The organism is Mucilaginibacter sp. P4_A11 (assembly GCF_056402535.1).
In genome coordinates this window covers 1-25,486 of the sequence record NZ_JBFUHE010000019.1, presented here as the reverse complement: position 1 = coordinate 25,486, position 25,486 = coordinate 1, and the positions used below count along the sequence as shown (strand labels likewise).

General features: G+C 43.7%; 23 protein-coding genes. 6 read left to right on the top strand and 17 right to left on the bottom strand.

The window, feature by feature from the left end; genetic code table 11:
* The first annotated feature begins 28 nt into the window (after positions 1–28).
* On the top strand, positions 29–1,276 hold the full coding sequence (locus tag AC1DUD_RS26835; protein WP_477380255.1) for a peroxiredoxin family protein: 1,248 nt from the start codon (positions 29–31) through the stop codon (positions 1,274–1,276).
* A 140-nt stretch (positions 1,277–1,416) separates the two neighbouring features.
* Here AC1DUD_RS26835 and AC1DUD_RS26830 read toward each other — a convergent pair whose 3' ends face one another.
* The 5 genes from AC1DUD_RS26830 to AC1DUD_RS26810 all read right to left on the bottom strand — a co-directional run bounded on the left by AC1DUD_RS26830 (position 1,417) and on the right by AC1DUD_RS26810 (position 7,700).
* On the bottom strand, positions 1,417–2,136 hold the full coding sequence (locus tag AC1DUD_RS26830; RefSeq protein ID WP_477380253.1) for an ABC transporter ATP-binding protein: 720 nt from the start codon (positions 2,134–2,136) through the stop codon (positions 1,417–1,419).
* 3 nt (positions 2,137–2,139) lie between these two features.
* A complete protein-coding gene (locus tag AC1DUD_RS26825; protein WP_477380251.1) occupies positions 2,140–3,615 on the bottom strand; it encodes a DUF5687 family protein in 1,476 nt (491 codons plus the stop codon).
* A 69-nt stretch (positions 3,616–3,684) separates the two neighbouring features.
* A complete protein-coding gene (locus AC1DUD_RS26820; RefSeq protein ID WP_477380249.1) occupies positions 3,685–4,965 on the bottom strand; it encodes a replication-associated recombination protein A in 1,281 nt (426 codons plus the stop codon).
* A gap of 908 nt (positions 4,966–5,873) precedes the next feature.
* Positions 5,874–6,977, bottom strand: coding sequence for a DUF6515 family protein (locus AC1DUD_RS26815; protein WP_477380246.1), 1,104 nt, complete (start codon positions 6,975–6,977; stop codon positions 5,874–5,876).
* Between the two features lie 150 nt (positions 6,978–7,127).
* Positions 7,128–7,700, bottom strand: a complete 573-nt coding sequence (locus AC1DUD_RS26810; protein ID WP_477380244.1) for a thiamine diphosphokinase — start codon at positions 7,698–7,700, stop codon at positions 7,128–7,130.
* Between the two features lie 362 nt (positions 7,701–8,062).
* Here AC1DUD_RS26810 and AC1DUD_RS26805 point away from each other — a divergent pair, with 362 nt between their 5' ends.
* Positions 8,063–8,476, top strand: coding sequence for a hypothetical protein (locus AC1DUD_RS26805; protein WP_477380242.1), 414 nt, complete (start codon positions 8,063–8,065; stop codon positions 8,474–8,476).
* Positions 8,477–8,511: 35 nt separating this feature from the next.
* Here the strand turns inward: AC1DUD_RS26805 and AC1DUD_RS26800 are convergent, their stop codons facing one another.
* From AC1DUD_RS26800 to pafA, 3 genes are all read right to left on the bottom strand, one after another.
* Positions 8,512–8,895 (bottom strand): hypothetical protein, encoded by a 384-nt coding sequence (locus AC1DUD_RS26800; RefSeq protein ID WP_477380240.1) that lies wholly within the window; start codon positions 8,893–8,895, stop codon positions 8,512–8,514.
* An 8-nt stretch (positions 8,896–8,903) separates the two neighbouring features.
* Positions 8,904–9,530 (bottom strand): thiamine phosphate synthase, encoded by a 627-nt coding sequence (locus AC1DUD_RS26795; RefSeq protein ID WP_477380237.1) that lies wholly within the window; start codon positions 9,528–9,530, stop codon positions 8,904–8,906.
* A gap of 87 nt (positions 9,531–9,617) precedes the next feature.
* The gene (pafA, locus tag AC1DUD_RS26790; protein ID WP_477380235.1) at positions 9,618–11,300 is read right to left on the bottom strand and encodes an alkaline phosphatase PafA; all 1,683 of its coding nucleotides are present in this window, start codon (positions 11,298–11,300) and stop codon (positions 9,618–9,620) included.
* A 383-nt stretch (positions 11,301–11,683) separates the two neighbouring features.
* Between pafA and AC1DUD_RS26785 the strand changes: the two genes are divergently transcribed.
* Complete coding sequence (locus AC1DUD_RS26785) at positions 11,684–13,219, top strand: carboxylesterase/lipase family protein (RefSeq protein WP_477380233.1); 1,536 nt, start codon at positions 11,684–11,686, stop codon at positions 13,217–13,219.
* A gap of 34 nt (positions 13,220–13,253) precedes the next feature.
* Here AC1DUD_RS26785 and AC1DUD_RS26780 read toward each other — a convergent pair whose 3' ends face one another.
* The 9 genes from AC1DUD_RS26780 to AC1DUD_RS26740 form a co-directional block, all read right to left on the bottom strand.
* A complete protein-coding gene (locus AC1DUD_RS26780; RefSeq protein WP_477380231.1) occupies positions 13,254–14,723 on the bottom strand; it encodes an ArnT family glycosyltransferase in 1,470 nt (489 codons plus the stop codon).
* A gap of 498 nt (positions 14,724–15,221) precedes the next feature.
* Positions 15,222–16,847, bottom strand: a complete 1,626-nt coding sequence (locus AC1DUD_RS26775; RefSeq protein WP_477380228.1) for an NADP-dependent glyceraldehyde-3-phosphate dehydrogenase — start codon at positions 16,845–16,847, stop codon at positions 15,222–15,224.
* Between the two features lie 315 nt (positions 16,848–17,162).
* Positions 17,163–17,441, bottom strand: a complete 279-nt coding sequence (locus AC1DUD_RS26770) for an Atu4866 domain-containing protein (RefSeq protein WP_477380226.1) — start codon at positions 17,439–17,441, stop codon at positions 17,163–17,165.
* Complete coding sequence (locus AC1DUD_RS26765) at positions 17,402–18,247, bottom strand: oxidoreductase (RefSeq protein WP_477380224.1); 846 nt, start codon at positions 18,245–18,247, stop codon at positions 17,402–17,404. The genes AC1DUD_RS26770 and AC1DUD_RS26765 overlap by 40 nt, the downstream gene beginning before the upstream one ends.
* A 98-nt stretch (positions 18,248–18,345) precedes the next feature.
* On the bottom strand, positions 18,346–19,077 hold the full coding sequence (locus AC1DUD_RS26760) for an SDR family oxidoreductase (RefSeq protein ID WP_477380222.1): 732 nt from the start codon (positions 19,075–19,077) through the stop codon (positions 18,346–18,348).
* Positions 19,078–19,121: 44 nt separating this feature from the next.
* Positions 19,122–19,955 carry an oxidoreductase gene (locus AC1DUD_RS26755; protein ID WP_477380220.1) on the bottom strand — a complete coding sequence of 278 codons (834 nt, stop codon included), beginning with the start codon at positions 19,953–19,955 and terminating at the stop codon, positions 19,122–19,124.
* A gap of 92 nt (positions 19,956–20,047) precedes the next feature.
* Entirely contained in the window at positions 20,048–20,950 is a 903-nt protein-coding gene (locus tag AC1DUD_RS26750) for a helix-turn-helix domain-containing protein (RefSeq protein ID WP_330858200.1), read from the bottom strand.
* 336 nt (positions 20,951–21,286) lie between these two features.
* Complete coding sequence (locus AC1DUD_RS26745; RefSeq protein ID WP_477380217.1) at positions 21,287–21,790, bottom strand: anti-sigma factor; 504 nt, start codon at positions 21,788–21,790, stop codon at positions 21,287–21,289.
* The gene (locus tag AC1DUD_RS26740) at positions 21,787–22,368 is read right to left on the bottom strand and encodes an RNA polymerase sigma factor (RefSeq protein ID WP_477380214.1); all 582 of its coding nucleotides are present in this window, start codon (positions 22,366–22,368) and stop codon (positions 21,787–21,789) included. Before AC1DUD_RS26740 ends, AC1DUD_RS26745 begins: the two co-directional genes overlap by 4 nt.
* Before the next feature lie 598 nt (positions 22,369–22,966).
* Here AC1DUD_RS26740 and AC1DUD_RS26735 point away from each other — a divergent pair.
* The 3 genes from AC1DUD_RS26735 to AC1DUD_RS26725 all read left to right on the top strand — a co-directional run bounded on the left by AC1DUD_RS26735 (position 22,967) and on the right by AC1DUD_RS26725 (position 25,377).
* On the top strand, positions 22,967–23,887 hold the full coding sequence (locus tag AC1DUD_RS26735) for a hypothetical protein (protein WP_477380212.1): 921 nt from the start codon (positions 22,967–22,969) through the stop codon (positions 23,885–23,887).
* 3 nt (positions 23,888–23,890) lie between these two features.
* Complete coding sequence (locus tag AC1DUD_RS26730) at positions 23,891–24,712, top strand: TerC family protein (protein WP_477380210.1); 822 nt, start codon at positions 23,891–23,893, stop codon at positions 24,710–24,712.
* Positions 24,713–24,912: 200 nt separating this feature from the next.
* Positions 24,913–25,377 (top strand): phosphatidylglycerophosphatase A family protein, encoded by a 465-nt coding sequence (locus AC1DUD_RS26725; RefSeq protein ID WP_477380208.1) that lies wholly within the window; start codon positions 24,913–24,915, stop codon positions 25,375–25,377.
* Positions 25,378–25,486 lie beyond the last annotated feature (109 nt).

Below are 25,486 nucleotides of genomic sequence, written 5' to 3'. Positions count from 1 at the left end.
ATAGAATTAGTAGACTATATATTTAAGTATGACTTTCAAAAATATCGCAGCCGGTATTTGCGGATTATTATTTCTGCAAACCGGCTTTGCTCAAACTAAACTCAAAACCGGCGAATGGCGTGGTGCACTCAGAACCAAATCAGGCACCGAGATCCCTTTTAATTTCGAGGTTAACAACACTGGCGGCAAACAGCAATTAGCTATCATTAACGGCGCCGAGCATTTTAAAGTAACGGATGTTGCCACCAAAGGCGATTCGGTATTTATCCATATGCCGCTGTTCAATTCTGAATTTAAATTGAAACTTAACGGTGACAGTCTTAGCGGAAACTGGGTAAGGCATCTGGCTGATAATGATCTTTTAGTTCCGTTCAGCGCTATTCCTAACGCTTCGTGGCGCTTTTTTAAAAACCCGCAAAAACCGGCATTTAATATCGGCGGTCGGTGGTCGGCAGTGTTTGGTGAGGGTGACGGCCGCGATACAACAATTGGCGAATTTAAACAGGACGGAAACAAACTTACCGGAACGTTTTTAACTACCACCGGCGATTATCGTTACCTTGAAGGTTCAGTAAGTGGCAATAAGCTTTACTTGTCTACTTTTGACGGGGGGCATGCCTATACTTTCACCGCTACCATTAATGATGATAAAACTATAACCGATGGTAAGTTTTTCGCCGGATACTCCGCCATTGAGTCATGGGGGGCAGTAAAGGATGAAAACGCAAAACTACCTGATGCCTACTCCCTTACTTCGTTAAAGCCCGGATATAAAAAATTAGCTTTTAGCTTTAAAGACCTTGATGGTAAAACCGTTTCGCTTGATGATGCCAGGTTTAAAAATAAAGTAGTGATTGTACAGATCCTGGGCTCTTGGTGCCCCAACTGTATGGACGAAACCGCTTACATGGTTAACTACTATAAAAAATATCACAATAAGGGTGTTGAAGTAATTGGCTTGGCCTATGAGCGCACCACTGATTTTGAGAAATCAAAGAAAGCGCTGCAACAGGTAAAAGAAAGGTTTAAAGTAACCTATCCACTGTTGATAACCGGTTACACCAGCGATAAAAAACAAACCGCCCAAAGTCTGCCTATGTTATCAAAAGTAGTTGGTTTCCCTACTACTATTATTATTGACAAAAGCGGCGATGTACAAAAGATCCATACCGGTTTCAGTGGCCCGGGTACTGGTGAGCATTATACTGAGTTTATCAGCGAATTTGAGAAGTTGACAGATGATTTGCTGGCAGCCGCGGCCGCGCCAGCTCCGTAAAATGTAGCTTACTTCGTAGATCTATTTCAATAAAAAAGAAAAATCATGTCATTGCGAGCGCAGCGTGGCAATCGCATACTATACAGGGAGTCTATGCTTCCGTGCGGTTGCCACGCTGCGCTCGCAATGACATGGTTATGTTAAATACCTCTTTCAGAGGTCGCTTCTACCCCAAAATATGCCTCCAACTCATTCAACGTAGATGAGCTTGTGGCAATATCCTTAATGATCACGCCTTTTTCCATCAGCAATATACGGTCGCATACATCGGTGATGTGGTTAAGGTCATGGCTTGATACTATGGTGGTTACGCCTTTGTTCTTGTTAAGATCTTTCAACAGGTTTTTAAGCCTGAACTGGGTACTTGGGTCGATATTGGCGAAAGGTTCGTCCAGCATCAATAATTGAGGCTCCTGTAAAAGGCAGGATGCTACGCCAACTTTGCATTGGTTACCCTTTGAAAGATCGCGGATGTATTTACCTTTTTTGAGTATCTCGCCATTAAAGAAATCGGTCAGGCCGGTCAAGACCTCGTCAACATGCGCACGGTTGAGGCTGTGCAATCCTCCTATAAAATAAAAATACTCTTCGGGTGTTAGGTAGTCAATCAGGAAACCTTCGTCGAGATAGGCTGCGGTATAGTCCTTCCATTTTTCATGACCGGCCACCACTTCCCCATTGGATAGGATCTCGCCGCTTTCGGCACGGATCAGATCAAGCACCATACGGAACAGCGTAGTTTTGCCCGCGCCATTATTACCTACAAGGCCAACGCTTTCGCCTTTGTTAATTTGCAGGGTGGGTACATCTACAACGGTAATCCCGTTATAGATTTTTTTAAGATTTCTTACTTCAATCATGGATTATTTATTTCTGAAGCCTTCGGCAACGGTATAACGTTTTTGCATAAAATCCTCTTCCAGTTTTTTAACCCAGAAGTCGCGGGTTAAAATGAATATGATGCCTGTAGCGGCCAGCATAGCCAGGCCAATATCTGCATGTTTAAACAGGGAGAATGGAAGGTAAATGACATATGGCGTGATCATCAGCGGGAAAGAGATCAGCATCTGCGTAGCGCCTACACCTTCCCAGTTAAATGATGCTCCTTTTGAAAGATCAATCCTCTTGGCGTTGCGGTTGGCAAAAAACAGCACAATGGTTGTGTTGATGCCGATGTTCCATAGATACATCACAAAATGCACCAAAACAATGCGCCAGCCAAAATAAGCATAAGGAGTAGTGAGAATAAAGGCAACGGTTGACACCATGGTAAACAACAGGTATTTTGCCTTTAAAAAATCACGGAAATTGATCTTGCTTACCAAGAGGCCGTCAAAATGAGCCCCCTGCCAGCTGTACATGAACTGCCCGTAGCTAATGATAAAAATTCCGGTCATAAACATCCCCACAAAAATATACCAGGCTTCACCGTAGTGACTGTTGGTATAAAATATGAGCCCGTAAAACATAAAGAACAACCCCATAACCAGGGCCGAGCGAGGCCGTTTGTTACGAAAGATCAATTTGAGCTCATTAGCCACCAGATCGCCAACTTTACCGAACCTGCTTAACAGCGGAAATTCCGTACTGCTTTTATAAGCTGATGCCTTGCGTGAGCTTAATTCTTCGAGGTAAAGGTTTTGCTTTAAGTATGCAAAATTGATGTAATACATGGCAACAGCAAGCACAACAGGTAGCAATGCCAACACCGGTTTGTTAAGCAAATGGCCGAAGTATAAATAAGAGATATTGCGTACCGAGTACAGGTGAAAACGAAAATCGCCGGTGATAATAAGGGCCAGCACCGCTACAAATACCAGGAAAATCCAGCCGTTTAAATTAGCCTTGCGTTTAATAAACAGCGCCAGGTAATTGTTGAAAAGCATAAAGCCCAAAATGGCCGCTATAAAAGCAAGCGCAGGTAAAGTACCCGAATCCGTAAGGACCACCTTTAAAACAAATGGTACAAAAAGTATAATAGGCCAAAGGTTAAAAACCGAAAGCATAGCTGTGAAGGCCAAATAGCCAACAAGCGTATTGCGCTTTACTGGTAGATGCAGGTATGGCTGTACCCTTAAAGTAGGCAATTCCTGCAGCTGCATGCGCGTTACCAGATCAAACAAAAAGTAAAGCAGGATAATGCCGCAGAATGAGATCACCACATCATCGTGGGGAAAAGTTCCGGCAAGAATTTTATCTAAAAATAGTCCGGCAAGCAAAATCAATCCAAACAGATAAAGGATAAGCAAAGCCATTACCACGCGGATAGCAATACTTTTACCTGTATTTTTTGACCGCCAGAAAGCTTTGAGTTCGTGCCCGAGGAAGGTAGTGATCATAGATATAGACAGTTAAGGGTTAAGGTATAGGCTTAGTTTAAGATATACCTTTTGAAAGCGAAGCTTAAATTAGTATTTATACCTGTCGCCCCAAAGTTTTCTTAACTTTTCTTTTGATTCGTTTTCGCGCGCATTGTTACCGGGATCGTAAATTTTTGTTCCGCGGATGGCATCCGGCAGAAAATCAAGATCAGTAAAATTGCCTTCGTAGCTGTGCGCATATTTATAATCCTTACCGTAGCCTATATTTTTCATAAATTTGGTTGGCGCATTGCGCAAATGCAGGGGCACGGGCAAATCGCCGGTTTGACGCACTAACGCGATGGCCGCACCTATAGCCGTAGTGGCTGAGTTACTCTTAGGAGATGTAGCCAAATAAATAGCTGTTTGCGATAAAATAAGCTGCGATTCGGGCATACCTATCTTGTTTACGGCCTCAAAGCAGCTTTGCGCAAGCAGTAGCGCGTTAGGGTTGGCATTGCCAATATCTTCGGATGCCAGGATCAGCATACGCCGGGCTATAAAAAGCGGATCTTCCCCACCTACTATCATCCGTGCCAGCCAGTAAACTGCGCCGTTAGGATCAGAGCCCCGCATAGATTTAATAAAGGCCGAAATAATATCGTAATGCTGCTCGCCGGTTTTATCATACAGGGCCATGTTTTGCTGCACATGCTCCAGCACAACCTCATCGGTCAATACTATTTCTTTGGTATCAAATGCATTTACCAGCAACTCGAAAATATTGAGTAGCTTACGGGCATCCCCACCCGAAAGACGCAGCAAAGCCTCATGATCTTTTATGGTGATTTTTTTATCTTTCAAAACCACATCTTCCTTCATGGCTTTGTTCAGCAGGTCGATCAGATCGGTTTCAGAAAGGGATTGTAAGATATAGACCTGGCATCGCGACAGCAAAGCCGAGATCACCTCGAAAGATGGATTTTCGGTAGTAGCGCCTATCAGTGTAACTATGCCCCTCTCTACGGCCCCTAATAATGAATCTTGCTGTGATTTAGAGAAACGGTGGATCTCATCAATAAACAGTATCGGCAAAATCTCACCCTGTTGTTTTAACAGCGACGCTTTTTCTATCACCTCCCTCACATCTTTTACGCCTGAGTTAATAGCACTCAAAGCGAAAAACGGGCGGAATAATGATTGGGAAATAATATAGGCCAGCGTTGTTTTACCTACCCCCGGCGGCCCCCAAAATATCATCGAGGGTAATGAGCCTGATTCAATAGCTTTGCGTAGCACCGCCCCCGGCCCAACAAGGTGTTTTTGCCCAACATAATCGTTAAGCGATTTGGGGCGCATACGTTCAGCTAATGGAGGGAGGTTATTCATAAAAGTAAAATTCAGAAAAGAAAACGCTAAATCCTAAAAAAATTAGTAAAATATAAAATGGATGGGGATTTGAGATGGCGAATATGTTAGTTCTGAACATGTCGAAGACATGCGCGTAAGAGCCCCCTCGTCATACCTCAACAGCCACCCATGACATAATAAATAACGAGTGTTCCCGTCAGCAGGTAAGCTTCGGGCGAAAGCGGGCAGAACAATGCTGGCCTTGAGCGCAGGAAAGGGCATAGCAAGTTTTTGCAGAAGCAGAGGTGAGTGAGTGCGAAGCAGAGCAAAATAATTGCAGCCCGTGGTTCTGGCCGTTTTGCAGGGCAAGGCATGTGCGGCAAAGAAGCATCCCTGCTGACTTGACTTTTTGGTTACTTTTGTGTCAAGACAAAAGTAACTGGCCTCCGCCCGGCCAAGAGGGCGACGATGTAAGTTCACAGCACAAAGATCGTTGCCTACCTGTCGGGGATTCCTTCGTTTTCTATAATAACATACTTATAAGTTGATGAGTATTGGCCATATTCTATACTGCTGTAAATATGGGCGTTGCCTCCGGCCCGGGCTGTTCGTTCCAAGTCCTCGCCCGACCATCAGCACAAGCCCTCGCACGCTGTGGGCTTTCCACTACCATCCCTAACGCTGGGCTACGCACCATAGCTGCAAAATCTCAAAATATAATTTACACGTCATCAGGATTTTTTCCGGGGTTTCTCCGGTGGTTACTCCCAATGACTGATGGAGATCTTATCGCACCTTCCGTTTCCAAAGGATTTGAACACCCAGCACGACAATCGTTTTTTAATTTACCATCGGCAAGAACGAAGCAATGACTCAAGATATGTTAACAAAAAAGGCTGCCTCCATTACGGAAGCAGCCTTCATAATATATATTGAATTTTTATTAATTACTGTTGGTTAGGGTTCTGATCGCTGTTGTTATCTTCAGGATCATCTGACGGAGTGCCTACAATTTTGTAAGCTCTGTTGTCGCCGTTTTGAGTTTCCTGGTAGTAGTAGCCATCAGGAGATACAAATAGCTTTTCGCCGTTGATCTTGATCTTCCTGCAATCTGCCGGCAGCTGATTTACAATGTCGCCGATTTGCGGACCCTGATCAACACTGCTGCCATCGCCATTACCCTGATCGGTAGTTAACTGGCCATCTTTACCTGCAATAACGTAAACAGTTGAGCCATCATCTTTGGTATATGGCTGATAGTAAACACCGTTTAACTCGTAGTACTGTTCGCCATTGATCATGATTGACTCAGCACCAGATGGCAAACTTTTGATCTCAGCACCAATTGGTGGCTCAACAACGGTATATTGATCGTTGTATTGACGGTAATATAAACCATCACTGTAGTAATATTGATAATCGCCCCAATAGAAAGGATAGTAACCATATGGCAAGAAACCAATGCTAAATCCTAAACGTGGGTAGTAGAACGAATTGTAATAGTTGCGGTACGGATAATAGTAGTGGTTGCCAAAGTAACCGCCACGGCCACCGTAGCTATAAGTGCCAGGATAAACCCTGCGGCCACCAGAAGCGTATGAACCGCCCCTGTAATAAGAACCACGGCCACCATTATACACCCGCCTGTCAACAGTTGCATAGCCACGGCTACCATTATAAACACGTGCAGTATTACCATAGCTGCGTTGCGGTGCTATTGATGAGCCGTTAGGCCTTATGCCACCATAACTACGTTGCTGTGGGGTACCTGCGCTGCCACGTGAATCAGTACCATAACTCCGTTGAGGAGCGGCTATAGCACTACGTGAACCACCGCTGTATGAGGTTGAAGGACGGGAAAAATTGCCACCAGAAGGACGGGAAAAGCTACCGCCTCCGCCACCACCGCCTGACGGTCTTGAGCCGCCTCCGCCACCACCACCGCCGCCACGAGAACCGCCGCCACGCTGTGCATCAGCATTGAATGCCAGGGATAAGCTCAACAAGCCCCCTAATGCAATTGTTAATAGATTTTTATATGTCCTTTTCATGATGAAAGATTTTTTAACTGATCAGCACGGTATTTTTTGCTGATATAAATATATAGACTATTAAATGTTTAAACGGTTTAACGCGTTTTTAATTATTTTTTACTCAAAAAGCGAACCAATACTATCTATACGCACCAGCTTCCGGTTTCGCTACTCAATATCCTCGGCAATGAACAAAAAAGATTGCTCAAACTGCAGCGTAAAAAAGCCATCGTGGATAGTTTTATACCTGTTATTGCCCGCGGCTTCAAGCCCGCTCAAGTGTAAGCCCGAAGGATGTGAAAGTAATTCAATGAACTCGCCTGCCGGTTTCCACTTGCTGAACCCCGCGTTAACGGGATAGATCTTTTGCCGCTCCCTGAAAATCACCAGGTTTATTTTATCGGCATAAAACAAAAAATCTTTCAGTTCCAGCGCATCTGTAATTACATTAACAGCCGGGTAGTTATGTGTTACCAGGTATTTTAAAGCCGCTCCTGCTGCACTATCCTCTCCCAAAGGCATTTGTTTTACGTCCGATTGCAAATCATCCGCTTTGCCATCACCTATTATCCAGTCAACCTTTATGCCCGAGGCATCCAGCTTTTCGGCGGTATCGATAGTGCAGATCACGGTCGGGCTCCACTCCAGTAACTGTCCCAGCATTTCCTCATCAAAAGTATCCATACTTAAAACCAGTAAAGCGGGCTCCTGTTTTTCGCGTACTATATGATGTGATGACATTGCTAATGTAGGTGGAACAAATGAATATTAAATGAAAATATAAAGATGAGGTTTTTATAGCTGAAATGAGGCGGCGACGGTTTTTTATGACAGGGAAATCGCTTTTAAATCAACAACCGACACGGGACTCCCATGGAGCCGATTTGCAATTGATCATTCTGCTATAACCACGATACTCCTAACGGAGTTATAAAATCAGCAGTTAATACCCCAGAGGGGTGACGTGTTTATAGAAAATATTATATCGGGTTTAAGCTCCATCGGTGCCTGGTATTTTAAAAGTGATTCCCTGTCTTTTATAACGACAGAATAGCATTAACGGTCACCTTTTTATATATTAAGTATTAATAGCAAACCTGGTCATGAAAAGGAAACTTTTATTGCTCGCTCCAGCACTGCTTACCGGCTGCATTATGCATTATTTCGATAGACGTCTGTCTGTTGTTAACAAATCGCCTGTTCGTATTACTGTGGAAATAGTTAATGATACTACCGAACGAACAGCAAATAACATCGCGTATTACCTATCGCATCCAATAGCGCCAAATGACACCTCTTTTATAACAAGAGCAGGAAAAAATGCCTGGCTCGAGTATATTAATGAAAGGAAAGCCAAAACTTTATATGTATTTTTTTTTGATCTCGATAGCTTAAGCAAATATGAAAAAGGCGGTGCCGATATGAGTTATTTGCTCGGGAACAAAAAATACCTGAAGCGGTTGGATTATTCGCTTGATGAATTAACAAGGAGCAATTGGGAGATAAAATACCAATAGGCTCTGCCATTAATATCAAAACCCGTAATTTACAATTAGGCCTCACTTAGATAAGCCCTTATGCGGGGCGTAACAGGAAAAACATCATCTTCATTATATAAGGAATCCTCCAATGACCAGTATTTTAACAATGCAATATGTTCATGTTTTTCAGCGTCCATTAATCCTTTTATAGAAGCCCAATAAAAATCGTCGTCATCAGGATCATATTGCAGTAGCTGATCATAAGAGGCTATTATTAAAGCTAAAAAAGCTTTTTTAACAGATAAGGTTAAATGAAATGCTTTGAAAGTCGCTAAAAATTCGCTCAGTCTTGCTGGATCTGCTAATTCAATATCCCAATCTTGTTCATCACCTTTTACGGGGAGATTTAACAGGTTATTGAGATGGACGATATCCTCTTTATATAAAATATGCATTGGGAGGCTTAATACATCTTTCTATAAAACTCCTTAACACTCGCAGCCGGGTCGGCAACAAGGTTTATGGCCGATGATATTGCGATACCATCGATACCTGATTGCAGCAATGGTTCCACATCATTTAATTGGATGCCCCCGGCAGCTATTACAGGAATACTGATGTGTAGCTTCTCCAACTGGAGATAGCCATTAAATCCAAGTGGATCAGCCCCGTTTGAGCCATCAGTTGATGTTGAAGCAAAAGGCCCGTAGGTATAATAATCAACCACTCCGGTACTTTGTAATTTCAACAACTCATCAGTATGCCCCACAGATGCACCAAGGGTTTTATCCGGGCCGATAACCTTGCGGATTGTGGGCAGATCGGCCTCAATATCATCTATATGCACGCCCTGCACATCAACACGGTCAATCAAGTCATAATGGTTGGCAATAATGAGGGTTGCACCCCAATCGTCGCAAATTTCGGCTATCTCATTTATCTCGTCAATCAGTTCGTCTTCAGGTTTGCTCATGCAATGGTATTGCACCCAGTTTGCACCCGCGCTGCAGGCAATTTGTACCTGTTGCACATGGCTCCGGCCCGGCATATCCTGTGTTACATAATGAAATCTGGAGATATATTTTTTCATTGTTTCTTGTCCAAATTAAAAAGTCCTGAGCCAAACATGGCCGTATGGCTTGCTTTAACTCAGGACTTTGTACGAAAAATTTACAACTTAGTTCTTCAACGCCTCGCTGATAGTTTTACCCACGTTACCGTTAGGTGCCTGGATATGCAATAACGATGATATGGTAGCCGAAATATCTGTCATGTGTGTTTGGCGGGTAAGGCTGCCATGTTTAATACCCCAGCCCATAAACACCAACGGAATATGCGAATCGTAAGGGTTCCAGGTACCGTGTGTAGTACCTGTAGGGCCACGGTCATTTGTACCATGACCTGTATACCAAGCCGGTTTCAGGATGATCTGGATAGCACCGCTATGTTCGGCGTTGTAACCGTTAATGATCATGCTGCGCAGATCGTCAGGAATATTAGCTTCCTGTACTTTTTGCAGGTCGATTGCATACGCAATGCCCGGTTGTTTTTTCAGGTATGCAATGCAATCTAACTTTACAGCGTCTTCGCTAACGCCGGCTTTTGCAAGGGCTGCGTTATTAAAGTTAACCTGGTAATTATCCATGCTGATGATCAGGTTGTTCACTTTGTATTTATCGCTGATCATGGTATTCATTTCCTTTGCGGCCTTGCTATCGTCCCAAACACCGGCAGGGATGTTATGATCTTTCAAAAAGTTAGGGTTGTGAGCAGCGCCATGGTCGGCACTCAGGAAAACAGAGTAGTTACCTTTACCCACGGTTGCATCTAAATAATTGAAAAACGCGGCCAGGTCCTGGTCAAGTCTTAAATAAGTATCCTCGACCTCAACCGAGTTAGGACCGAACTGGTGACCAACATAATCTGTTGATGAAAGGCTAACCGCTAAAAAGTCGGTTACCGTGTTTTTACCCAGTTTTTCGCCTTCAATAGCTGCTTTGGCCAAATCAAGCGTCATGGTGTTACCGAAAGGTGTTGAGCGGATCATACCGATACGGCCTTTATAAAGTTCAGAAGTTTTAACCGGCAAAGTTGGCGTAGCGGCACCGGCGAACTTACCTTCATAACGATCGCTGTTATCGGGTGCGCTTTGTACGTAAGTATCAACAGGATAGAGTGGGTTCCAATCCTGTTTCAGGTATTTTTCGGCGATCTTTTGATCGTTGAAATTTTTAACCCATACAGGCAGGTTGTTCATATAGTAAGTACTGGTGATCCAGTTACCGCTGGCATCGTCAAACCAGTAAGCAGCATTGGCCGAGTGACCGGCAGGAAGTATGCCGCCACGATCTTTCAATGCTATGCCAATAACTTTTGAGCGGAAGTTAGTAGCCAGCCTCAATTCGTCGGTAACAGTACTAACCAGCAAATTGCGGGGCGACATTTGCCCTGCTTTTGAAGTGCTGCCAACTGCCACCACGGTGCTGTCATCGGTACAATACATGGATTTACCTGTGGCCTGGATAATAAAATCATTACCCACTATACCGTGGATAGCCGGGATGGAGCCAGTATAAATACAGGTATGACCAGCGGCGGTTACCGTAGGAATATAGTCGATATTAGTGTTTTCGCAGGTGAAGCCTTCATTAAGCATCCTTTTAAAACCACCGCTTTGGTAACGATCATAATAGCGGTACAGGTAATCCCAGCGCATTTGGTCAACCACCAAACCTACAACCAGTTTTGGGCGGGGAATTGATGCGGACGCCGGAGCGGCGATTGTAGTTTTCTTTTTTTGAGCCGATACCGAAACAGTAGCGAGAGAGAGGGAAATAAGCAGCAGATGTTTAAACTTCATCGCGAAAAAATAAATTTAATTGCGCCAAATATCAGCAAAGCATTTAAAATGCAATGTGATGTTTTTGTTAAGTGTGGCGATTGTTACAAAGAGGAATGGCAGCGCTTTAAATCAATGCATCACATCGCAAGCACGGCTTTAAATAAACGCGGTATCGACTCACCCCCGACATCGCTACGCTTGTCACCCCTCTCTGCTTCGCAAAGAGGGGATAAGAAATATTTATTTTTCAGCCCTCTTTGTGGCGAAGCTGGAGAGAGGGCGGTCCAGCGAAGCGTAGACCGGGTGAGTCAACTATACGCCGTGCTATTCTTAAGTTGAACAGCTTATAAAGTGTCCAAATCTTCGTAAGTTTAACAAACCAATAAATAAACCTGTAACCAATGAAACGCATTCTTTTATTGCCGCTTTTGCTGCTGGTAAATTCTGTTTTCGCTCAAAATAAAAACCTTGATGTTGTTGCTACCGATGCCGGTAAAGTTTCAGGCTTAACCAATCAGGGCGGCGATGTGCATATTTATAAAGGCATTCCCTTTGCTGCTCCTCCGGTTGGGAATCTCCGCTGGAAAGAGCCACAGCCGGTAAAATCATGGGAAGGTATAAAGAAATGCACCGAATTTGCCGCCAGCCCCATGCAAGGCAAGCCGGATCCCTTTGGTGTTTATACGCGGGAGTTTCTGATCCCCTATGAACCCCTAAGCGAAGATTGCCTGTACCTGAATGTATGGACCGCCGCAAAAACACCGGCAGACAAACGGCCAGTATTGGTATATATTTATGGTGGTGGTTTTGTAAGCGGAGGTGCGGGCGTGCCTATTTATGACGGTGAAGCCATGGCTAAAAAAGGGATCATATTTGTGGTTATTAACTATCGCGTAGGGATTTTTGGTTTCTTTGCCCATCCCGAATTAACTAAGGAATCGGCGCATAATGCTTCCGGTAATTATGGTTTGATGGACCAGCTTGCTGCGTTGAAATGGGTAAAACAAAATATTGCAGCCTTTGGCGGCGACCCGGATAAGGTTACGATAGCTGGTCAATCGGCGGGATCGATGAGTGTAAATTGTTTGGTGGCATCGCCATTAGGCAAAGGATTGTTTAACGGTGCAATTGCCGAGAGTGGGGCAAGCTTTATTAGTCCCCGGGGTTATGGCGGGCTAAAAGAAGCAGAAGAGAACGGCGTTAAAACGGCAACAGCTTTAGGTGCAAATTCCATTGCCGAACTCAGGAATAAACCCGCTGCCGAACTTGTTGGCAAAGGCCAAAGCCGCCCCATTATTGATGGATATGTTTTGCCTGAAACCATAGCCGATATTTTTAATAAGCATAAACAAAACGATGTACCGGTACTTACCGGCTGGAACGAGGACGATGCCTTTATTGGTACACTCAAAACCGCCGAGGACTATAAAAAGACGATTGGCACTCAATATGGAGCCGATGCTGATGAGTTTTTAAAGCTTTATCCGGCTGGATCAGATCAGGAAGCAGCTACATCGCAGATTCGCATCAGCCGCGATCAAACTTTTGGCATTCAGAATTATACCTGGGCCAATGTGCAGAGCGAAAAAGGCAAATCGAAAATTTATGTTTACCGCTTTACCCGCCGCTTGCCTGCCACTGCCGATTTTGTTAAATACGGCGCTTTCCATACCGGCGAGGTTGCTTATGCTTATAACAACCTCAAATTCCTGAACCGGCCATGGGAACCTATTGATAAGCAGCTGGCAAATACCATGAGTACCTACTGGGCCAATTTTGCTAAAAACGGCAACCCGAATGGAAAAGGAGTGCCAGCATGGCCTGCTTATACAATAAGCGATAATAAAATAATGATCCTTGGTGAAAAGCCAGGGGCAAGAACTTTGCCTGATAAGGCAGCTTTGGATTTTATGGTGAAGCGTGCAGGCGAAAAGTAGATTTTCCAGCTACAATACATTTTTAAACAGCTTCTTATTTATTGATCCTAAAAATCTGGTAGTTGTACATACTGCTTTCCAGGTGATAATTGCTTTTAACGAGATCACTTACAAAGGCGCGCAGATCGGCATCAACCAGGTTTTGATATTCAGGAAACATAGGGATCAGGATCATGGTCGGTTTATTTTGCTGCAGATCGTGATAAAAACGAGCTTTGGCTATTGGCGTTTGAGTAATATTGAAATAAATAGTAGGTGATAACCTTTCCGAATAAACCTGTACCTGGGTGCCATAGCTATGAACCAGCACCATGTCTGTGCTGCGGGTATTTGCCTTGATCCATTTCCCCAATGCTTCGCGGTCGCCCTCCGGCGGGTTTACATAAGGGGCTTTGCCGTAAATTATTGGGGTGGCGGCGTTACCTAAAAGGATTTTCAGGTTAGCAATAGGCGTGGTCATCGACGGAAAAAAAACAATTCCAACTCCTAACGCCACTAAACCAGTGGATAGCTTGTATTTTTCAATAAGATATGCGGCTGCTATCGCATTAAGAAGCGATAGGGGCGGCAGCAGGTCTTTTAAATGTACCACATCATAAATCCCTATCATATTAATAGCAACAAATGTCAGTACGCACCACAAAACCGGGAAGTCTATTTTTCTTTTAACAAATACATAAAGCAATACCAGTGGGTAAAACAGCACAAGCGGCGAGTAAATAAACCTGTGGCAAAACGCGTCAAATTTAAAGGCGGCTGTATGGTCAGTCGCGCTTCCTTTGCCAAAGTTATCTAACAAGCCATTTATCAATAACTGGTGGAGATCAATGCCTGCCAAAACGCAGACTATTATTAAAAATAACAGGCCAGATACTACGCCAAGGCAAAATACCAGGATATCAACAAAACGTTTCCGGAACAGTGCGTGGATCAAAATAGCCAGAATAATAAAAGCGGCCGAAAGCCTGAAATCAAACGCAAGGCCGGCTAACAGACCGCTGATTAAAAGACCTTGTTTATTAGACGCATTGATGTACCAATACACCGCAGTCATTATGAACATTACCTCGTAGGTTTCGGTAAACGCTACATACTGACTTCCGGTGGCATGCCACAATAACGACAGGCCATAAAACAATAGCACCAACAAACCGACTGTGTCGCCTGCCAGTTTCCGGGCTATTTTATAAAGATAATAGATCCCGATAGACTGACATAGTGTTGCCAGCACTCTGGGGAACCAATAATTTACGCCAAAAAGAGTATCCGACAGGCCAAAAATGGCAAAAATAAAAGGTGATTTATTGTCGGTACCGCCAGTGTATGGAACCAGCCCGTGTCTGAACCAATTACGGCCGATATAATGCCAGATAGATTCATCGAACGATAAAACAAATCCATTACTAAGCAGGGTGATTATCAACTGCAAGGCAGTAAGGAAAATAATGATAGTCAGCGGATTGACCTGATACGTGGTTCCTGTACCTTTTAAGGAGATATGCATTGGGTTAAATTTCGGCACGTTGAACCGGTTAACATCATCATAATTTGATATACTTCTTTGTTACGCTAATAATTGCCATACAGTTGCTTCGCAATCAAACTTACGAAGTTTTGAAACTCCGCAAGTTTAGTTCGAAAGGAAAGTCGCTGAAAACGATTTTTCCTGAGAAAGGTATTTGTTTCGTTTACAACGGTAATTTAATAACCTTAACAGCATTGCCCCGCTCAAGCGAGTGGTGCTCCATCCATTGACTTTGCTGTTGATCCATAATCTTACCCGCCTGCAATGCAGTTATCCTGGCTTCGAGCCGGCTTAGGCACAGCTTTTTGTTTTGTAATTGGGAGCGGCTGTATGTCGATAAACTTGTGAATGGGCAGATAAATAAAAAGCGTCATTGCGAGGTACGAATCAATCCCAAACTGTACAGGGCGGACCTGCAAGTCGGGGATTGCTTCGTACCTCGCAATGATGCTTGGTTTTGTAGTTTTTTATCTGTGCTTACAATATAAACTTCGTGCTCAGGAAGTTGGAATCGTTATCATTCACAATTTCGTTGATGATGTTCTTATTGGTTTCGGTCATTTTAGTAGTAACCAAGGAGCGAATGGAAAACGATCTTAAGGCATCATGTACCGAAAGGGTACCTTCCGCACTATCTTTACGCCCAGTGAAAGGGAACACATCCGGTCCGCGCTGGCATTGGCTGTTGATGTTTACACGGCTCACCAGATTCACAAACGGATCTATCAGTGATGAAATTTCTTTAGCATCGTTACTGAAAATACTCACCTGCATACCATGCGGCGAATCTATCTGGTAAGTGATCGGCTCCTCAATATCCTCAAACGGAATTACGGGGATCACGGGGCCAAACTGCTCTTCGCGGTATAGCTTCATATTTTCGTTAACCGGGTAAACTATTGCCGGGAAAAAGAATGAGGCCGATGTTTCACCGCCATTTTCATTGATGATTTTTGCGCCGTTGGCTAAAGCGTCATTTACAATATCGGTTAGGTAAGCCGGCTTGTGCGGTTCTGGAAGCGGTGTAAGCTTTACGTCCTTTTCCCATGGCAGGCCGAACTTAAGTTTGGCAACAGCTTCGCTCAATAGTTTTAAAAACTCATCGGCAACTTCTTTATGAACAAATATTACCTTGATAGCGGTACAACGCTGGCCATTAAAAGATAGCGAACCTAAAATACACTCACTAACAGCCTGGGACAGATCGGCATGTTTGGTTACTATAGCGGCGTTCTTAGCATCCAAACTTAAAACAGCCCTTAACCGATTGATTTTAGGGTGACGTTTTTTAAGGTCGTTAGCAACTTTACTTGAGCCAATGAAGGCCAGCACATTCACTTTACCCGATGCCATGAGGCCCGGTGTTACTACAGCACCACGACCGTAAATGGTATTCACCACACCTTTGGGGAACGACTCCTGGAAGGCTTTCAACAATGGGTAATGCAGCAGCGTACCGTGCTTAGGTGGTTTAAATAAAATGGTGTTCCCCATGATCAAGGCGGGGATCAGGGTAGTAAAAGTTTCGTTCAGCGGATAGTTGAACGGCCCCATGCAAAGCACTACACCTAAAGGCGAGCGGCGGATCTGCGCTACCAGCCCTTCGGCCATTTCAAAACGGGACGACTGACGGTCGATATCCTTCAAGGCATCAATAGTGGCATTGATGTACTCGATGGTACGGTCAAATTCTTTAGCCGAATCGGCGTATGATTTGCCGATTTCCCACATCAGCAGTTTTACCACCAGTGTGCGCTGTTCGCTCATTTTGTAAATAAAGCGCTCCATACATTTAATACGGTCGGCAATGCTCATGGTAGGCCATTCGCCACGGCCATTATCATAGGCTTCAAGGGCGGCATCCAATGCTTCAAAAGCTTCTTTTTCGGTGCAAACAGGGTAGGTACCAATCAATTTTCGGGTAAAAGTACCGTCCTGGCCCCAAAAGCCAACCGGCGAGTAAACTTCGGTTACTTCGCCATTCCATGGTTTCATTTCGCCACCGCTCAGGTACTCGCGCTGGTGTACTTCTTCAATCTGAAATTCGGGAGGGATATTGATTTCATCAACAAAAATTGAACTGAGCCGGGTTTTAAAACTCATATTTTTTCAAGGGTTTGATTTGCCCTAAGATAAAAAAAGCCTGCTTTAACAAGCAAGCTTTTATGTGCTAATAATATTACTGATTTTATTATGGCACGATGATGTTTATGCGGTTGTCCTGGGGTTAAGGAGGCTCCTATGGAGCCATTCTACGTTTTTTATAATTCTATAAACATGGTACTCCTACGGAGTTTTGTAATTTTATGCTTCTTAAACTCCGTAGGAGTACCATGTTTGTAGCCAAAAGCGACAACTGATATTTGGCTCCGTAGGTGCCTCCTTTTCGTTGATGATTATATTTGCATTCTTAAACGCTCACGCTGTTTCCTTAAACAAAACCATCCCGGCATGATAATATGCACCATCCCTAAAATCCCCTTCGGCAGTGAAGCCGGTATCGTCAAGGTATTCAACGTGGTTGCCTAATACACTGTAGTATCCGGTGTAGGCGTTTTCTCTTTCGCCGCGGGCCTCGGTATAGCGGCCGTTAGGAAAAAATTCGTGGCGGATATACCCATCGCGGGTAACCCATACACCTATATAGTGGTGTGCATTTATTGTTGTATTGCTGTTGAAAGTGTTAAATCTTTCCATGTTGTTAATTCGTTTTGAACGAAGGCCAGCTTTTTCTCAACCAGGCCGTATGCATCCTCGCCCAAAAACAAATTGAGCGGCGGGTTAGCTTCGTTGGTTATGCTGATCATGGCTTCGGCTGCTTTTTCAGGGTCGCCGGCCTGTTGCTGGTTCATATCGTGTTGGTGAAAATTTACTGTATCCCGTACGTTTTGATAGTCGGCTATCTGGTTTTGCGGTACCGCCAATGAACCTGCCGACAGGAAATTGGTCCTGAAATAACCGGGCTGTACAATGGTAACCTTAATGCCAAATGGTGCTACTTCGGCCGACAATGTTTCAGAGAAACCGTTAACGGCAAACTTAGTGGCGCAATAGATCCCGCCGCCTGCAAATGCGCCGGTAAAGCCACCTATCGATGATACGTTTAAAATATGTCCTGATTTTTGAGCACGTAAATAAGGCAGAGCTTTGCGGATCACATTCAACGATCCGAATACGTTAACCTCAAAATTATCGCGCGCTTCATGGTCGGTCAGTTCTTCAATTCCGCCTAATAAACCGTAACCAGCGTTATTGACAACAACGTCAATTTTCCCGAAGGTTTTTACAGCAAGCTCAACGGCTTCCTGTACGCTGTCTTCGTTGGTTAAGTTAACGACCAGCGGCAAAAACTGCTCGCTGTTTGCGTCAACTGCTTTATTCAGATCGCTTAAATTGCGCGATGTAGCGGCTACTTTATAGCCTTCGCTTAATAGTTTTTTTACTAAGGCAAGTCCCAGTCCTTTTGAGGCACCGGTTACTAACCATACTTTGTTGTTTTCCATAGTTTTAGATAGATTTTAATTTTGCTAATTTGTTACTGCCTTACAAGCAATTTTTGATTTTCGCTTATTTTGAAGGGCTAAATTTCCGGCAATTGATATTATCGTGTTTGTCCAAGCGGCCTTACCACCACTTCGTTAACGGTGATATTACCTGGTTGACTTATGGCATAAATAACCGCGTTAGCTATAGCCTCTTCATCAAGCTTGGGCATATTGGTAAGGTTGCCATATAAGCCTTTGATCTTGGGGCTGGTAATGTCATGGCCTAATTCAGATTTTGTAGCGCCGGGATATATGGTGGTTACCTTAATAGTTTGAGCCACTTCCTCGCGCAGGGTTTCCATAATGGCTTTCACCGCGAATTTGGTACCGCTGTACACCCCAATGCCCGGCGACGTTTTTAAACCGCCTACCGATGATGTGGAGAGGATATGTCCCTCGCCGCGCTCAATCATATGCGGCAATACAGCGTTAATTCCATATAACACGCCCTTAATATTAATGTCGATCATTTTATCCCATTCATCAACATGCCCTTCTTCAAAAAAGGAGATGGGCATGATGCCGGCGTTGTTCCACATTACATCAACATGGCCAAATTTGGCTATAGCCTGCTGAATAAGATTATCCAGATCAGTCCGTTTAGCAACATCGGTTACCACATACATGGCGTTTTCGCCAATTTCCTCTACGAGGGGTTTCAGCTGGTCTTCCCGGCGGGCGGCCAAAACTACTTTAGCGCCAAGCTGCGCCAGTTTATGGGCTGCAGATGCACCGATACCACTACTGGCACCGGTTATCACGATCACTTTATCTTTGATACTTTCCATTTTATTGTTTTTATATAGGTAGATATAGGGTAACGGAATAAAATTTAGAAATCGGTTGAGCAGGTTACATCCTGCCATTGCCTGATTTCCTGGTGTAAAGTATCAAGCTTAGCCAAAGCACGATTGTATGCATCGCCACCTAATAACAGATATAATGGCGGGTTTTCCTCGTAAACTGCATTGATAATGGCCGTTGCAGCCTTTTCCGGATCGCCGGCTTGCTTGCCATCCATTTTGAGGTATTTGTTATGAATGGCACGCACCTCCTTATAATCATCAATTTTATTTTCGGTAATTGAAAGCGAGCCTGCGGTAAGGAAGCTGGTACGGAAAGCACCCGGTGCAACCACGGTTACTTTAATGCCAAATTCTTTAACATCGGCAGCAAGCACTTCCGAAATTCCGATCACCGCGTACTTGGATCCGGCATAAATTGCCCAGCCGGTGTTGGCGGTAATACCTGCAATAGATGAAATGTTGATGATGTGGCCCGAGCGTTGTTTACGCAGGTAAGGCATTACCGCACGGATCACGTTAAGCGTACCAAATACATTTACATCAAACGCCAGGCGGGTTTCGGCATCATTAAGTTCCTCAATAGCGCCGCCAATGCCATAACCGGCGTTGTTGATCACTACATCAATGCGGCCAAAAAATTCATGGGTATGCTGTAAGGCCAGCGATACACTGCTTTCATTGGTGAGATCGACCTGTAAGGGTAAAAATTTATTGCTTGTTGTATCAACCGCGGTTGTTAATTCCTGTAAATTCCTGGAAGTGGCGGCAACAAGCTGTCCTGCTTCCAGTAGTTGTTTTACCAGGCTAAGGCCAAAGCCTTTTGAAGCACCGGTAATAAACCATACTTTGTTGTTGTCCATAAAAGTTGTTTGCTTTGTTTTTTAAGATAGAACAAAGTTACAGCGACAGCAAAGGGAGGACATTACATTAATCAAACCAAAGGTTACGAAATTCAAACATTTCGAAACGAGCCCGGAGTTTGTTGAGTTTGTTTTTTGAAAAAGTTATTGAAATGGGTAGGTTCCTCAAAGCCAAGGCAGTAACCAATTTCAGAAATATTCCAGTCGGTATGCCTTAGTAACGATTTGGCTTCACTCAGCAACCTGTCGGCAATATGATCGGTAGTGGTTTTGCCGGTAGTTTCACGGATTGCCCTGTTCAGGTGGTTTACGTGTACCGAAAGCCGCTGTGCAAAATCATTGGCCGAGCGCAGCGCAAAGCGTTGCGAGGGGGTTTCGATAGGGAACTGCCGCTCCAATAACTCGGTAAATACCGAAGTGATGCGCGATTTTGCATCAACATGCTTATACACATTTTCGGATGGTTCGGTCTTTAACGCATAATAAGCCAGTTCGGTAACATAATTACGGAGCAGGTCATATTTAAATGCATATTCGGTATTGATCTCCGTCAGCATTTTTTGAAAAAGAGCTGTTACGTAGGCATCCTGCTCTTCATTTAAAGCGTAAACAGGTTTGGCATTAAGGCCAAACATCGGAAATTCGCTTAGCCCGGTCCTGAACTTTTCCAGGAAAAACTCTTCGGTAAATATGCAGAAAAAGCCGGTGCGGTCGTCAGACATATGCTCGAATGTATAAGGCACCATCGGGCTGAAGAACATCAGTGTTGAGCCCGAAAGCGTAATACTTTTATCGGCATAGTGGATAATATTGTCGCCACGCATCAAACTGATCTTATAAAAGGTACGGCGGCTATAGGTTACCTGCTTCGCATTAGGACCAATACAATCCTCAATCCTGAAAACATTAAAGTGACCAATGCTTTGCTGCAGGTTACCGGGCATCCAGTTAACTTTTCTTTGATAAAAATCTTCAAGTGTTTCTGCTTTCGACATAAAAACAAAGTTACAAAAATCAAACCGGGGAGTCAAGTGGTGGGACTAAGGGCGGATTGGTTATGACAAAATTGTGTATAAAAAATAAAAGCCTCCCAACCTTGCGTCGGGAGACTTTCAACCTAAACCTTATCACAATTAAACCGGTAAGTTTACCAGTTCACGTATGTTATTACAATCACTATGCCAAAATTGGCTACTTTTTAATTTTTTTTATAATGTATCCTTGTTGATACATTAATATTAGGTTAAACTGATATTTATGTTACAAACAGACAATCCGATAAGTGTCAAAAAGACACATTGATTTATTTTGGCATACAGAAAAGTGAACACTTATGCCTCTTTTGCAGCTTTTTTCCTACGCAGGTAACTATCGGTTAAAAATAGCGCCAAAATTACATCAAACACGAAAAAACTTTTCATTAAAGTACTATTGAAAATACTGCTTGCAGAAGGCAGTTTTAAACTCGCCGGTAGCTTAACATCCATCCCGCTGAACAAATTGCCCGAGATTTTAACATTTGAAAGGATAACTATTAGCAGGGCCAAAATGCTCAGCACAAAAAAAGCGGCAATGCCTAATATTATCTTTTTATTAATGATTGACTTTAATGGTGCCAGCTGCTCGGCCCTGATGGCCTCCATTACATTATAACTAAAAGCCATGGATGGCTCATCAAGCTCCATACTGGCAAATTCCTGGTTTAGCACAAGCAATTCGGTATACTTTTGTTTGTATAGCTCGTCCTGCTCAATAAGCCGGGCAATGGCTTCCTGCTCAGCCGGTGTGCAGGTACCATCAATATAGTTCCAAAGTTTTTCTTCGATGGTGTTCATATCAGTTCTTTCACCTCGTGTTTTAAATTGCGCTCCAGCTTCTCTTTCAAACGCTGGCGTGCCCTAAATAGTTTAACCTTAACGGTATTTGTTTCAATACCCATTGTTTGAGCAATCTCTTCTAACGATTGCTCGCCCTTATAAAACAGGGTAATAATGGTAGCATCATCGGGCAGTAACTGCTCAATAGCCTGGTTCAGGTAATATGACCGCGATTTATTTTCTACATTATTGGTATCATACGCCGATTCATGGCTTTCAACCTGCACAAACGTACCTTCATCATCAATCGACTCGGTAGCCACCCGTTTCTTTCTTAAAAAAGTCATAGCTGTAGTATAAACTATACTATAAAGCCATGTACTAAATTTCGACTGCCCCTGAAACGATGCCAGCGAGCGGTATGCTTTCACAAAACAATCCTGCGCAATCTCTTCAGCATCTTCCCGCCCCTTGGCAAAACGCATGGCCAGCGTAAAAACAAAACGCTGATGCCGCTTAACCAAATCGGCATACGCAAATTGGTTACCCGCCAGGGTTTGCTCAATAAGTTCGATATCTGAAAGCTTGCTTTGCATTATATAACCTCTGTGACCACTCCTTAGCAGATCGGGTTACACCTTTATGTAAATATAATTTATTTTGATGGGAATAAATATTGCATTGGGGGATGTTGTGTGTAGGGCGCGTTAGGGATTGCAGTGTAAAGCCCGCAGCGCGTATAGGGATTGCGGGGCAGGAAAGGCGAGGACTTGCAACGAAAAGCCCGGCCGCAGGCAACGCCCATGTCTGAGCTCGAATTAAACGAATTTTAAGAATTTATAGAATTTACTTGGCATTCTGTTAATTCTTTAATTCAAAAGATTCGAGTTCAGACAAACCACTAACCTCTAATCACCAACCACTAATCTCTACCATAGCGTTGCCTGCGGCCGGGCTTTACGCTCATACGCCTGCAGGCATTACGCTCCCGGCCGGTATCCGCTTCAATCCCTAACGCAAATTTGGGTTCAATTAAAGTTTTGTTGTCCAAACCCAAACTCCAAATACGCTCTTTATTCGTAACATACGCCCCAACATTCAATCCTATAATTTTGTATTTTTACATTTAATATAAGGGAGTATAGCACGTTGATGGATGATAACAGGTTAAATATTTTAAATGGGTCTAACAGGATGCTCAGCAAGCTTCAGCTGCTGTCGGTGTTTTTTGAAGATGAGCTCATTTACAAACTTTACCTGCGTACCCAGGTTATCCATAAGCTTTTTGAAACCAATCCCGAAATCGACATCAATAAGCTGGAGCTTTTCCACGTACAATTTACCACCAGCCTGGTCGACCTGCTCCGGAAGATCAAAAAGAACAACGAGAACAATGTAAGCCTTGTGCTTGATGAGATCCAGCTCACCAAAGAAATGGTTGACCAGATGGATGATAATGTGCTCACCGAGCAGGATTTCAAGATAGACAAGCAAAGGCAGGCGCTGAAAGTAAACCTTTCCTTACGGAAGCTTTACCAGGTACTTTCAGATAACTCTAACGATTACCCTTTCTCTAAAAACATCAATGCTTTTAGCCTGCGGTATGGGTCCGACTTTTTTTATAATATAACACCAGAGCTTTATAACGAACTGGTACAATATAATTATACCGATACCTATCATAATACCAATGCTATTATCCAGCGTAAACTGATGGGGATATTATTAAAGCGTGAGTTTCGTACCGAGTTTTACTGTGGCTTAAAAGCCGGCAACCTCATACTGGAAGTGTATAAATTTATGGATGAGGACAGGCACTTTTTATTTTCGCCTGCCAATAATTTATTCCTATTTTGCGACGTAACAAAGCTTTCGGGCGTAGAGAATAATAGTAATCTATCTAAAAAAGAAAAACTGGCGCATGAGCTGCAGGATAAAATTGACAAACTGCAAAGCGATGTGGTAACAATGAAATCATATATGCCACCCGAAATAAAATCCCTGTTAGCCGAAAACTATAAAAAAATAGCCGACATCAACTTTTTACAAAGCCTGAGCGATGTTGACGTGCAGGCCAACATTTTAAAAGCAATGCTTAATACCGATATCATATAATTTATGGAGTTTTTACATTACCTGCTTGGCCCCGACCTGAAGGCCGGCGTATTGATCGTCTTAAATCTGATTGTTATAGAGAGCCTGCTCTCTGTTGATAATGCTGCCGTACTGGCAACCATGGTGCTCGACCTGCCTCCGCACCAGCGTAAAAAAGCCTTGCGTTATGGGATCATCGGCGCGTACGTTTTGCGTGGCGTTTGCTTGTTTTTAGCGGCATGGCTGGTATCAGTTTGGTGGTTAAAACCACTTGGCGGCCTTTATCTGATATACCTGAGTTTCAATTATTTTAAAGGTAAACTAAAAAAAGCCGACAGCGATAACGAAGAAGAAACTGTTGATAAAAGCAAGAACTGGCTTTACCGCTCCACAGTGGGGTTGATTGGCAATTTATGGGCAACCATAGCTTTAGTTGAATTAATGGACCTCGCTTTCTCTATAGATAACGTTTTTGCCGCGGTGGCTTTTACCGATCATAAAATGCTGATCTATATCGGGGTGTTCATCGGGATCCTGGCTATGCGTTTTGTAGCCCAGGCATTTGTTAAATTAATGGAAAAATTCACCTTCCTGGAAACTGTAGCTTTTATAGTGATTGGTGTGCTGGGGTTTAAACTCGCTTCATCGTTATTTGTTCACCTTTACCCCGAGGCAGGATTTTCAAAATTGATGGAGGGCGAAAGCGCTGATATTTTTACTTCGGTATTTACTGTGGCCTTATTTATTATTCCTGTATTAACATCGCTGCTGTTCAACTTCCCTAAAAGGCATACCATTGAACCTGAAGTTGCCGAGGCGGCGGAGGATGTATTGGATAAGCAGTAGTTCAGTTGCCAGTTTTGAGTTGGCAGTAAACCATAAAAAAGCGGGGGCTTTGTGCGATTCCCTCCCCCGGGGAGGGTGTGGGGAGGGGTTTCTTGAACAATTCCCGATTTTGCACGGCGTATAGACCCCTCCCTGCCACAGCACAGACAGCCGCCCCCCCAAGGGAGGGAATAGAAAGATTGATTAACGATATAAATTAAATGTTCTTAAATAAAACAATAGCTTCCATTTTTGGCATCGGTTTTTTAAAAGGCGGGGGCACTTACGCGGCTATAGTTACCTGCGGCTTTATCTGGCTGCTGTGGCAAAGTCCAACCTTGCAAAACCCTTGGTACCTGCTGGCTATTACTGTATTTATCACAGCCCTCGGCGTATTTGTAGGCAACAAAGTTGAACCTGATTGGGGCGAAGACAGCTCGCGCGTGGTAATTGACGAAGTTGCGGGGATGCTGATAGCTATGCTTTTTATTCCCGCCAATTTATATTTCCTTTTAGCCGGATTAGTACTGTTCCGCTTTTTTGATATTGTAAAACCGCTTGGTGTTCGCAAGATGGAAGACCTTGGCGGCGGTTTGGGTGTGATGATGGATGATGTGCTGGCGGGCGTTTATTCCAATATCCTGCTTTGGGTAGGGTATTTTGTGTGGATGAAGTTTGGCAGGTAGCAATTTTTTTTGTCATCCTGAGTAGGTGAAATCCGGGGATTCTGAAGGAAAAAATGACATTGCCCCTTTGTCATGCTGAGGCACGAAGCATCTTCTTCGCCTTGTATAG

What these genes read in the sequence shown, in the direction of transcription:
- AC1DUD_RS26835 (WP_477380255.1), top strand. Translation starts at nt 29, where the DNA reads ATGACTTTCAAAAATATCGCAGCCGGTATTTGCGGATTATTATTTCTG.
- AC1DUD_RS26830 (WP_477380253.1), bottom strand. Translation starts at nt 2,136, where the DNA reads ATGATTGAAGTAAGAAATCTTAAAAAAATCTATAACGGGATTACCGTT.
- AC1DUD_RS26825 (WP_477380251.1), bottom strand. Translation starts at nt 3,615, where the DNA reads ATGATCACTACCTTCCTCGGGCACGAACTCAAAGCTTTCTGGCGGTCA.
- AC1DUD_RS26820 (WP_477380249.1), bottom strand. Translation starts at nt 4,965, where the DNA reads ATGAATAACCTCCCTCCATTAGCTGAACGTATGCGCCCCAAATCGCTT.
- AC1DUD_RS26815 (WP_477380246.1), bottom strand. Translation starts at nt 6,977, where the DNA reads ATGAAAAGGACATATAAAAATCTATTAACAATTGCATTAGGGGGCTTG.
- AC1DUD_RS26810 (WP_477380244.1), bottom strand. Translation starts at nt 7,700, where the DNA reads ATGTCATCACATCATATAGTACGCGAAAAACAGGAGCCCGCTTTACTG.
- AC1DUD_RS26805 (WP_477380242.1), top strand. Translation starts at nt 8,063, where the DNA reads ATGAAAAGGAAACTTTTATTGCTCGCTCCAGCACTGCTTACCGGCTGC.
- AC1DUD_RS26800 (WP_477380240.1), bottom strand. Translation starts at nt 8,895, where the DNA reads ATGCATATTTTATATAAAGAGGATATCGTCCATCTCAATAACCTGTTA.
- AC1DUD_RS26795 (WP_477380237.1), bottom strand. Translation starts at nt 9,530, where the DNA reads ATGAAAAAATATATCTCCAGATTTCATTATGTAACACAGGATATGCCG.
- pafA (WP_477380235.1), bottom strand. Translation starts at nt 11,300, where the DNA reads ATGAAGTTTAAACATCTGCTGCTTATTTCCCTCTCTCTCGCTACTGTT.
- AC1DUD_RS26785 (WP_477380233.1), top strand. Translation starts at nt 11,684, where the DNA reads ATGAAACGCATTCTTTTATTGCCGCTTTTGCTGCTGGTAAATTCTGTT.
- AC1DUD_RS26780 (WP_477380231.1), bottom strand. Translation starts at nt 14,723, where the DNA reads ATGCATATCTCCTTAAAAGGTACAGGAACCACGTATCAGGTCAATCCG.
- AC1DUD_RS26775 (WP_477380228.1), bottom strand. Translation starts at nt 16,847, where the DNA reads ATGAGTTTTAAAACCCGGCTCAGTTCAATTTTTGTTGATGAAATCAAT.
- AC1DUD_RS26770 (WP_477380226.1), bottom strand. Translation starts at nt 17,441, where the DNA reads ATGGAAAGATTTAACACTTTCAACAGCAATACAACAATAAATGCACAC.
- AC1DUD_RS26765 (WP_477380224.1), bottom strand. Translation starts at nt 18,247, where the DNA reads ATGGAAAACAACAAAGTATGGTTAGTAACCGGTGCCTCAAAAGGACTG.
- AC1DUD_RS26760 (WP_477380222.1), bottom strand. Translation starts at nt 19,077, where the DNA reads ATGGAAAGTATCAAAGATAAAGTGATCGTGATAACCGGTGCCAGTAGT.
- AC1DUD_RS26755 (WP_477380220.1), bottom strand. Translation starts at nt 19,955, where the DNA reads ATGGACAACAACAAAGTATGGTTTATTACCGGTGCTTCAAAAGGCTTT.
- AC1DUD_RS26750 (WP_330858200.1), bottom strand. Translation starts at nt 20,950, where the DNA reads ATGTCGAAAGCAGAAACACTTGAAGATTTTTATCAAAGAAAAGTTAAC.
- AC1DUD_RS26745 (WP_477380217.1), bottom strand. Translation starts at nt 21,790, where the DNA reads ATGAACACCATCGAAGAAAAACTTTGGAACTATATTGATGGTACCTGC.
- AC1DUD_RS26740 (WP_477380214.1), bottom strand. Translation starts at nt 22,368, where the DNA reads ATGCAAAGCAAGCTTTCAGATATCGAACTTATTGAGCAAACCCTGGCG.
- AC1DUD_RS26735 (WP_477380212.1), top strand. Translation starts at nt 22,967, where the DNA reads ATGCTCAGCAAGCTTCAGCTGCTGTCGGTGTTTTTTGAAGATGAGCTC.
- AC1DUD_RS26730 (WP_477380210.1), top strand. Translation starts at nt 23,891, where the DNA reads ATGGAGTTTTTACATTACCTGCTTGGCCCCGACCTGAAGGCCGGCGTA.
- AC1DUD_RS26725 (WP_477380208.1), top strand. Translation starts at nt 24,913, where the DNA reads ATGTTCTTAAATAAAACAATAGCTTCCATTTTTGGCATCGGTTTTTTA.